This is a genomic window from Acidithrix ferrooxidans (assembly GCF_000949295.1).
In the GTDB taxonomy this organism is placed as follows: Bacteria; Actinomycetota; Acidimicrobiia; order Acidimicrobiales; family Acidimicrobiaceae; genus Acidithrix; species Acidithrix ferrooxidans.
In genome coordinates this window covers 1-2908 of the sequence record NZ_JXYS01000142.1, presented here as the reverse complement: position 1 = coordinate 2908, position 2908 = coordinate 1, and the positions used below count along the sequence as shown (strand labels likewise).

The 2908-nt window shown below is 50.3% G+C and carries 2 protein-coding genes and 1 pseudogene; 2 read left to right on the top strand and 1 reads right to left on the bottom strand.

What is annotated here, in order from left to right; all coding sequences use genetic code 11:
- Positions 1-530 (bottom strand): annotated as a pseudogene (locus AXFE_RS17485) (hypothetical protein); the annotation flags it as partial.
- Positions 531-909: 379 nt separating this feature from the next.
- Between AXFE_RS17485 and AXFE_RS17480 the strand changes: the two are divergent.
- Complete coding sequence (locus tag AXFE_RS17480) at positions 910-1908, top strand: hypothetical protein (RefSeq protein ID WP_052607181.1); 999 nt, start codon at positions 910-912, stop codon at positions 1906-1908.
- A gap of 409 nt (positions 1909-2317) precedes the next feature.
- A partial coding sequence (locus AXFE_RS17475; RefSeq protein WP_455423345.1) for an IS66 family transposase occupies positions 2318-2908 on the top strand: 591 nt, incomplete at its 3' end.

Here is a 2908-nt window from a genome sequence, read left to right as displayed (position 1 = left end):
ACCTTTAGGATCTCGGCCCTCTCTTGATCACTCAGGGCATTAGGTGGGGTTGGATAGACCCTGGTGAGTCGTTTATCCTCGAGGATCGCATCTGAGATCTCCTTAGGTGATGCTTTGGTGGCATCCACTCCACCTGCCTTCCTCCAACGCTCATAGGTGCTCTCGCAGATTCCCACCTCCCTTACTGCGCAAGAGAGGTTGACACCAGCGCTATTGGCCTCAGCAATGAGAGTTACGGCTCGTTGGCGCTCTGAGAGAGGGATCAATCTTCCCTGTCCCCCCAGAACGCCTGGGCTTTTCCTTAGCAACACCGCCAGAGCCGCAGTTTCTGCTAGTGCCTTCTCCTTACGAGCAAGTTCTCGTTCTAAGAGTGTCACCTTTGCTCGTTCATTGGCTAAGTTAGCACGGTACTCCTTGGCAGCGATACTAGAGCGGTCATTGGCTTCTTGACAGGCCGACTTCCAGCTATCGAGATCCTCCGCAAGAATCCCATGTTCTCGCAGGTAGGTACCAAGTTCGAGCTCGGTCATGGATTCAGTTCTAACAACAATCTCGTACTTTGCCTTCGACGAGAGCGTAAGCGACGGATTCCCAGATACTGAGAACTTGCCAACGGCACCAGTTCGTTTCAGTGACGCGTTCCAGGTGTAGAGCGTATTGAGTGGAATTCCTTCAGCATTAGAAAGCTCGGTAATAGCACCCTCTGCGCATTTCCACCATCGCCTAGCTCTAAGAGCTTCCTCAGCACTCGTTCCTTTTGTTCTCTTGGGTATACCTTTTTCATGACTCCTCTATCCTCGCCCTATATATGACTGTAGTAGATTTTCCGGCAAAGACTCTGAGGGCTAGGGAAGATAACGAGACAAAGCTGATTTTTCCTTTGTAAGAGAGGCTCCAAAAGGAGATAAATTGCTTTTAGCAGCTGCTTCAAATCCACTGGCCGCTCAACTTATAGCGTGGCTAATACTCTTATCCATTTATATGTCGCCATCAATAGTCGGTCACTTTCGCCACTACAAAAAGATGCCAAAACTCATAATTGCTAATATCGTCTTAGGAATGACCCTTATCGCGCTGCCAATTCTTTTGGTATACGTAATAGTTAAAACTAGAGTTACCTCTACACAAACTTCATTTGGTCAAATCGCCCAACCAACTGGAGATTCAACCGCTCTAGGATCACCAGCTAAATCTAAAGCAGGCAGACAACCCAAGACAAGCCAAACCTCATTTAGTCAAATTGCCCACCGTATCAGTGATATCCGTGACCAAAAGATCTTCGCACGCGCTCTAAATCGATACAACGCAGAGCTCAACATCTGGCAGGAAGAGCGCCAAGACCTACTAGATACGATCGAGATGGCTAAGACTGGAAAAGGAATACGACCCGATGATCTGAACCTCCTCCCTGGAGAAACAGTCTTTTTGGTAATAACTAGCGTCAGCCTCATAGAGATAAAAAAAGGACCAAGTACATACGTAGGAAAATCGAGCGGAATCTCAGTACCAGTTGCCAAGATCGGGGGTCGAACCATACGGTATCGCGTCGGGAAGACGAAGGGTCACGTGGTCTCGGGCACTCCTTACCCAGAAGCCACGGATAAGGGAGACTTTTATATTACTTCACAACGCCTCATCTATATAGGGGCCCAAAAAACCGCCACTACTGAACTCTCAAAGATGATTGCAGCAACTATAGAGGCAGGAACCATCACAATCTCATCTACAAGCAGAGTCAAACCAACGACAATCGCCTACGGAGCGCATCTAGACAACAGAGTGCGACAAAGTATCATCATTGCACAGGGTTGGCACCACAACGATCCAACAAGTGCAGTCGAAGAACTCAACCAAGAGCTACTAACACTAGAGAAGCGAAAGCCACAGATACCACCGACCCCCAAGTAGAAAAAGCCATCATAACCATGGCAACCAACCAAAATGTACCAAAGATAAAGGCGCCTAAGCCCTACCCCATCACAACCAGGAAATGCTGCCTCGGCTCCTAGGTGGGAGTCCTAATCACCTAATAGGAATTTCCAACTCAAAATCCATGATTCATCCCACGAGAGCATCTTGGCCATAACGGACCCATCCTTCATCGACAACAATTAAGTCCCATCAACAAGGAGCCTCAAATCCAACGATCTTCAATCCTTCGACCGCTAAATAACAAATAAAGGTACACATTCGGTGATCCCGTCAAACAAGCGGTGCTGTAGACACTCGATGATGGCGTAAGGTTGGGGTAGCTGGCCTATCCTCTGTGGCCTAGGGTGGCTGGACACGGCGCTTTAATTGTGATAGTTATAGTTACGTGGCAAAAACAGTGCGCCAATACGACAACGAGCGGATCGCTTCGCTGGAGGCCGAGAACGTCGTCCTTAGGTCCGAGCGTGACGAGTTGTCTGCCAAAGTGGATGCACTCACAGCCAAGATCGTCGAGCTAACCAAACAGGCTTTCGGGCGTCGCTCCGAACGGGCGAAGATGGCTCAGGATGTGAACGCAGAACCAATAGGCGCCTTGGAAGAAAGTAGCGACCCTGAGCCTGATGAGGTGCCAAGGCGCAAGAGAGGTCAACAACTCGGGCACCGCGGCCATGGTCGACGCAGCTATGACCACCTACCACGCGTACAACAGATCCATGAGCCCGATTCCAAGCTGTTGGTCTGTGGGAGCTGTGGTGCGCCTTATGCGCCTTTCGGAGAGGAACGCTGTGAGGAGATCGACGTCGAGGTGATAGTCCGGGTCATCGACCATATCCGTCCGACGTACCGGAGAGGATGTAACTGCAAGGCGACCAAGGGGGTCGTAGCTGGCGCACCACCAGCGAAGGTAGTTCCAAAAGGTAGGCTGTCGGCTGGGTTCCTCGCCCATATCGTGGTGGCGAAGTTTCTCCTTGGGCTC